The sequence below is a fragment of the Streptomyces sp. NPDC057486 genome (genome assembly GCF_042802415.1).
GTDB lineage: Bacteria > Actinomycetota > Actinomycetes > Streptomycetales > Streptomycetaceae > Streptomyces > Streptomyces yanii.
In genome coordinates this window covers 1-7,504 of sequence record NZ_JBHVEE010000239.1, presented here as the reverse complement: position 1 = coordinate 7,504, position 7,504 = coordinate 1, and the positions used below count along the sequence as shown (strand labels likewise).

Below are 7,504 nucleotides of genomic sequence, written 5' to 3'. Positions count from 1 at the left end.
GTCCTGTGCGGCAAGAAGCTCTGACCCGCACGACCGGGAGAGCAGCCCCGCCCCCACCACCCCCCCGGGCCCCCCCCACCCCCCCGGCCCCCCCCCCCGACTGGTCACCAACGAACGCCCGACGCGAATGATGTGAGGGATGAATGTACGAAGCTGAGGATGCCGAGATCTACGACCTCGTCCACCAGGGCCGGGGCAAGGACTACGCCGCGGAGGCCAAGCGCCTCTGCGATGTGATCCGCTCGCACAAACCGGATGCGAACTCCCTGCTCGACGTCGCCTGCGGCACAGGCCTCCACCTCACCCATTTCTCCCGGGAGTTCGAGGAGGTCGAGGGGCTGGACCGTTCCGTGGACATGCTCACCCTGGCCCAGCGCCGGCTTCCGGGTGTCCGGCTGAACCTCGGGGACATGCGATCCTTCGACCTCGGTCGCACCTTCGACGCGGTCACCTGCCTCTTCGCCTCGGTGGGGCACCTGTCGACCGTCGAGGAACTGGCCGAAGCGCTGCGGTGCTTCGCCCGGCATGCGGCCGAGCCGCGCGGAGTGGTGGTCGTCGACCCCTGGTGGTTCCCGGAGACCTTCTTGCCCCGCCACGTAGCGGGCGACGTGGTGACGGCCGACCATCGCACCGTGGCCCGGGTGTCGCACTCGAGCCTGGAGGGCAGGGCGAGCCGCATGGACGTGCACTGCCTCATCGCCGACCCCATGAGCGGTGTCAGACACCTCACCGAGAGCACGCTCATCACCCTGTTCACCCGGGATGAGTACGAGGAGGCCTTCGACCGCGCCGGCCTGACGCCGACCTACATCGAGGGCGGGCTCTCCGGCCGCGGTCTCTTCGTCGGGGTACGACGTTAAGGGCTGTCCCGTGATCCCTGGTGGATCAGCGTGCGCCGTCGGATGCGGGGTGCATCGCAAGGCGGAGGATCGCCCTCGTACCGGACGTACTCGGGTGATGCGACAACGCAGCGAGGTGCCGTGCCGGGCGTCACGAGCCGGTGAACCTTTCCGGTCGCAGCACCAGGTGCCGCAGCTGTCGTCGTGCGCCCGCCAGGGATTGCGGGACATCCCTTAGGACCCCTAAGCCCGGGAGAGCCCCTGTAAGGGGGCGGAAGAGCGAGAAATTAGGGGTCTTGCACCGCCGCGACGCGCGCTATCGTCCGATCGGGTCTCCCGGATACCAGATTCCGCATATCCGCTCGTGGATTCCCGTCGATTTGTGCGAGGACTCCGACCGTTTGCCGTGGGGGAATTTCGGTGACCAGCGAGGAAAAACTTCTCAGCTACCTCAAGAGGGCTACCACTGACCTCCGCGAAACCCGACGGCAGCTCCGCGAGGCCGAGGCACGGAACTGCGAGCCCATCGCGATCGTGGGCATGGCCTGCCGGTTTCCTGGCGGGGTGACCACGCCAGAGGAGTTCTGGCGGCTGGTCGCCGACGGGGTCGATGCGGTGAGTGGGTTCCCGACCGACCGCGGCTGGGAACTCACCGGGCTGTACGACCCCACGGGGGAAAGGCCCGGCACCAGTTACGCCCGTGAGGGAGGGTTCCTCTACGACGCGGCGGAGTTCGACGCGGAGTTCTTCGGTATCTCGCCGCGTGAGGCGCTGGGTATGGATCCGCAGCAGCGGTTGCTGCTGGAGGCGTCCTGGGAGGCGTTGGAGCGGGCGGGTATTCCGCCGCTGTCACTGAAGGGCAGCCGGACCGGGGTCTTCGCGGGCGTCATGTACCACGACTACCCCGGCAGCAGCAGCGTCGGCAGCATCGTCTCCGGCCGGGTCGCCTACACCCTGGGTCTGGAGGGTCCGGCGGTGTCCGTGGACACCGCTTGCTCCTCCTCGCTGGTCGCCCTGCACTGGGCGGTCCAAGCGCTGCGCCGTGGCGACTGCTCCAAGGCCCTCGTCGGCGGTGTGACCGTGATGTCGAGCCCCGACACCTTCGTCGACTTCAGCGAGCAGCGCGGGCTGGCTCCTGACGGGCGGTGCAAGTCCTTCTCGGCCGCCGCCGACGGCACGGGGTGGGGCGAGGGTGTGGGTGTGCTGGTGCTGGAGCGGTTGTCGGATGCGCGGCGCAATGGGCATCGGGTCCTGGCGGTGGTGCGGGGCAGCGCGGTGAACCAGGACGGTGCCAGTAGCGGTCTGACGGCGCCGAACGGGCCTTCGCAGCAGCGGGTGATTCGGGCGGCGTTGGCTGATGCCGGGTTGTCCGGGGCTGAGGTGGATGTGGTGGAGGCGCATGGGACGGGGACGCGTCTGGGTGATCCGATCGAGGCGCAGGCGTTGCTGGCGACGTATGGCCGGGATCGTGGGGTGGGTCGTCCGTTGTGGCTGGGGTCGGTGAAGTCCAATATCGGGCATACCCAGGCGGCGGCGGGTGTGGCTGGTGTGATCAAGATGGTGATGGCGATGCGGTCCGGGGTGTTGCCGCGGACGTTGCATGTGGATGAGCCGTCGCCGCAGGTGGACTGGTCGGCGGGTGCGGTGGAACTGCTCACCGAGCCACGTGCTTGGGAGGCCGAGGGGCGTCCGCGCCGCGCGGGAATCTCCTCGTTCGGTGTCAGCGGCACCAATGCGCACGTGATCATCGAGGAACACGTCGCCGCGCCGGAGGAGTCTCCTGCTGAGGTGGTGCCGGAGGACGACGGTCCCGCGGCACCCTGGCTGTTGTCGGCGCACAGCCCGGCGGCGCTGTGCACCCAGGCGGCGCGGTTGCTGGAGGAGATTACGGCGGAGCCGGGGCGGGCTGCGATGGATGTGGCGTACTCGCTGGCGACCGGGCGGTCCCATCTGCGGCGTCGGGCTGCGGTGACCGGTGTGGACCGTGGTGAACTCGTCCGTGGTCTGGTGGCGTTGGTGGGGGGTGTGGAGGCGCCGGGTCTGGTTCGGGGTGTGGCGGATGTCGGGGGTCGGACGGCGTTCGTGTTCTCGGGTCAGGGGTCGCAGCGTGCCGGTATGGGGCGTGAGTTGTATGAGGCGTTCCCTGTGTTCGCCGAGGCTTTTGATGTGGTGTGTGCGGTGTTGGACGGGCGTGTGGGGCGTTCGTTGCGGGATGTGGTGTTTGCGCTGGAGGGCAGTGCGGACGCGGTGTTGTTGGATGGGACGGGGTTTACGCAGCCGGCGTTGTTCGCGGTGCAGGTGGCGTTGTTCCGGCTGTTGGAGTCCTGGGGTGTGGTGCCGGATGTGCTGGTGGGGCATTCGGTCGGTGAGTTGGCGGCTGCGCATGTGGCGGGGGTGTGGTCGCTTGAGGATGCCTGTGCGTTGGTGGTGGCTCGTGGTCGCCTGATGCAGGCGTTGCCGTCGGGTGGTGCGATGGTGGCGTTGGAGGCTGGTGAGGCGGAGGTGTTGCCGTTGCTGGCCGGGGTCGGGGGCCGGGTTGGTGTGGCGGCGGTCAATGGTCCGGTGTCGGTGGTGGTGTCGGGTGAGGCCTCGGTGGTGGAGTCGGTTGCGGAGGAGGTGCGTGGCTGGGGCCGGCGGGTTCGCCGTTTGACGGTGAGTCACGCTTTCCACTCGCCGTTGATGGAGCCGATGTTGGGTGAGTTCCGGAAGGTGGCCGAGGGTCTGTCGTACCACCGGCCGGAGATCCCGATCGTCTCCACGATGACCGGAGTGACCGCTACGGCGGAGGAGCTGTGCGATCCGGGCTACTGGGTGTCTCATGTGCGTCGGCCGGTCCGTTTCCATGACGCGATTGGGGCGTTGGAGGGGCAGGGGGTGGACCGGTTCGTGGAGATCGGTCCTGACACCACCTGTACCGCCATGGCGCAGCAGTGTCTGGCCGAGACCGACGGTGTCCTGCTGACCCCCACCCTGCGGCCGGGGCACCCCGAGACGACCGCCCTGCTCGCCGCGGTCGGCGCCTATCACGTCGACGGCGGCACGGTTGACTGGCCGACGTTGTACGCCGGCACCGGAGCGCGCCGGACCGACCTGCCCACCTACCCTTTCCAACGCAAGCGGTACTGGACGCCCTCGAAGCACCGCACGGACTCCGCCTCCGCGGGGTTGCGGGCGGTCGGCCATCCGCTCCTGGGCGCCTCCGTGAGCCTGCCCGCTTCGGGTGGCACCCTTATGACCGGCCGGCTGTCCGTCGACACTCTGCCCTGGCTGTCCCAACACGTCGTACACGGCAGTGTGGTCGTGCCCGGTGCCGCGTTCGTCGAGATGACGCACCGGGCTGCCGACCGGGTCGGGTGCGGGGCGGTCGGGGAACTGACCCTCGAAGCGCCGCTGGTCCTACCGGAGCGTGGCGGAGTCCCGGTCCAGGTCTTCGTCGGCCCCCTCGACGAATCCGGGCACCGTGTTCTCTCCCTCTACTCGTCGCAGTCGCCCGAGGGAACGGAGGAGGACGACGCCGAGGAGGTGTGGACGCGGCACGCGACGGCAGTGCTCCGACAGGCCGCCGCCGGAGGACCCGTCCAAGGGGACCTCGCCGCGTGGCCGCCCGAGGGCGCCGACGCCGTCGACCTGCACACGGTGTACGAGGATCTTGCCGCGGCCGGGCTCGAGTACGGGCCCGCCTTTCGCGGCCTGCGTGCGGCCTGGCGACGCGGGGACGAGGTTTTCTCCGAGGTAGGGCTTCCGGAGGAGGCACAGGCGGACGCCGCGTCCTACGGGCTGCACCCGGCGCTGCTGGATGCCGCGCTGCATGCGGTGAGCCTCTTCGACTTCGACGGCGACGAGCCGGGTCTGCGCCTGCCCTTCGTATGGGGCGGGCTGTCCCAGTGGGCCCGTGGTGCTTCCTCGCTCCGCGTGCGAATCTCCCGCCCTGGCCACCAAGGCGATGGCGGCCGGGCCGGCTTCGCCCTGGAACTCGCCGACTCCTCCGGACGGCCCGTCGCCTCCGTCGAATCCCTGGTGCTGCGTGCGGTGACCGCGGACCTGGTCGGCGCTGCGGGAGCAGGGCACCGTGATTCGCTGTTCCGGCTGGAGTGGACCCCGCACCCGGTGCCCGAGCGGCGCCCGGGCGGCCGGACGGTGCTGTGGGAGGACGACATCCACGGGCTGTCCGACCTGTTCGGTACGCCCGTCCGGAACTGGGCCGACCTCACTGGCGACGACCTCCCGGACACCGCCGTCCTGTGCGTTCCCGGCAGGGACGCCGCAGACGACGGCTCCCCGGCGGCGCGGCTCTCGGCACGCCACCTGCTCCGCCTGCTGCAGGACTGGCTGGCGGACGAACGGACCGGTGGTACACGGCTGGTGGTCGTCACGCGTGGCGCCGTAGCCGTGCCCGGTGGAGGGGCGATCGATCTGGCCTCCGCACCCCTGTGGGGCCTGGTCCGCGCGGCCCAGGCCGAGCACCCCGGCCGCCTGGTGCTGGCCGACATCGATGGAGAGGCCGACTCCCGGCGCGCTCTGACCGCCGCCCTCGGCACGGAGGAACCCGAGTTCGCGCTGCGTGAAGGCCGCATGCTCGTACCCAGGCTGGCGAGAGCCGCGGACGCCGGTGCGAACACGCCCGCCGCTCTCGACGCTGACGGCACCGTGTTGATCACCGGCGGCACCGGAAGTCTCGGCGCTCTGGTGGCCCGTAGGCTGCTGCACACCCACGGCGTGCGGAATCTGCTGCTGGTGAGTCGGCGCGGAGTGGCGGCACCGGGCGCCCGGGAACTCGTCGAGGAGCTCACCGACGCCGGGGCCCGGGTCTCGGTCGTCGCGGGAGACATCGCCGACCGCGACTTCCTGGCCGAGGTGGTGGCCGGAGTACCGGCCGAGCACCCGCTGACCGCCGTGGTGCACGCGGCCGGAGTGCTGAACGACAGCGTGCTGACCGAGATGACCCCGGACCAGCTGGACGCGGTGCTGCGCCCGAAGGCGGACGCGGCCTGGCACCTGCACGAACTCACCCTCGATCTCGACCTGTCGGCCTTCATGCTGTTCTCGTCCGTGTCCGGCACGTTCGGAGCGGCTGGGCAGGCGAACTACGCCGCCGCCAACACCTACGTGGACGCCCTGGCCGCCCACCGGCGGGCCATGGGGCTGCCGGCCGTGTCACTCGCCTGGGGCCTGTGGGAGCAGCACGACGAGGGCCTGGCCGCGCGGCTCGGCGACACCGAGCTGCATCGCATGAACCGCTCCGGAGTGCGCGCCCTCCCGTCCGACTACGGCCTGGCGATCTTCGACGCGGCGCTCGGCTCCGATGACACGCTCCTCTTCCCCGTGTGCCTGGACCTCGCCGCGCTTCGCGGGCACGCCGCCGCGGACGGGGTCCCACCGGTGCTGCGCGGACTGGTCCGCACACCCTCCGCATCCCGCATGGCAGCCGCTGGGCCCACGGGTTCCTCCTCGGCCGGGAGGCTGTCGGCACTGTCCGAACCTGAGCGCCTGCGCCACCTGCTCGACCTGATACGCGCGCACGTCGCCGCCGTGCTGGGACATGCGACGCCGGAGGCGGTGGACGTCGAACAACCCTTCAACGACCTGGGTTTCGACTCCCTGTCCGCACTCGAACTGCGCAACCGGCTCGGCACCGCGACCGGTGTACGACTGCCTGCCACGCTGGTCTTCGACCACCCCACCGCCGGAGCCGTGGCCCGCCTGCTGGCGAGGGAACTCGGTGACACGGCACGGGAGCAGGGCGCCGAGACGGTACCGGCCGCGGTGGTCCGGGACGATGAGCAACGGATTGCGATCGTGGGCATGGCCTGCCGGTATCCGGGCGAAGCGGCCTCCCCGGAGGAGCTGTGGCGGCTGGTCGCGGACGGGGCGGACGGTATCACCGGATTCCCCACCGATCGCGGCTGGGACGTGAGCGCCCTCTACGACCCGGACCGGCAGAGGCCAGGCACCAGCTACGTCCGGGAGGGAGGGTTCCTCCACGACGCGACGGAGTTCGATCCCGACTTCTTCCGGATCAGCCCGCGCGAGGCGATGGCCATGGACCCGCAGCAGCGACTGCTGCTGGAGACGTCCTGGGAGGCGTTCGAGCGGGCGGGCATAGCCCCGGCATCGGTGCGCGGCAGCCGGACCGGTGTCTTCGCCGGTGTCATGTACCACGACTGGGGCCGGCAGAGCCGGGTTCCGGAGGACATCGCGGGCTACCTCGGCAACGGGAGCCTCGGCAGCGTGGTCTCCGGCCGGGTGGCTTACACGTTCGGCCTGGAGGGCCCGGCGGTGTCGGTGGACACGGCCTGTTCGTCTTCCCTGGTCGCCCTCCATCTGGCGGCCCAGTCGCTGCGTCGCGGCGAGTGCGATCTGGCACTGGCGGGCGGTGTGACCGTGATGTCGAGCCCCGAGGCATTCGTCGACTTCAGTCGGCAGAGCGGGCTGGCTCCTGACGGGCGGTGCAAGTCCTTCTCGGCCGCCGCCGACGGCACGGGGTGGGGCGAGGGTGTGGGTGTGCTGGTGCTGGAGCGGTTGTCGGATGCGCGGCGCAATGGGCATCGGGTCCTGGCGGTGGTGCGGGGTAGCGCGGTGAACCAGGACGGTGCGTCCAACGGTCTGACGGCGCCGAACGGGCCTTCGCAGCAGCGGGTGATTCGGGCGGCGTTGGCTGATGCCGG

General features: G+C 70.5%; 1 protein-coding gene and 1 pseudogene. Both read left to right on the top strand.

Annotated elements, in window-relative coordinates; genetic code table 11:
- Positions 1 to 143 precede the first annotated feature (143 nt).
- Complete coding sequence (locus ACFU6I_RS47080) at positions 144 to 860, top strand: class I SAM-dependent DNA methyltransferase (protein WP_384380334.1); 717 nt, start codon at positions 144 to 146, stop codon at positions 858 to 860.
- 417 nt (positions 861 to 1,277) lie between these two features.
- Positions 1,278 to 7,504: pseudogene (locus tag ACFU6I_RS47075) on the top strand (SDR family NAD(P)-dependent oxidoreductase); the annotation flags it as partial.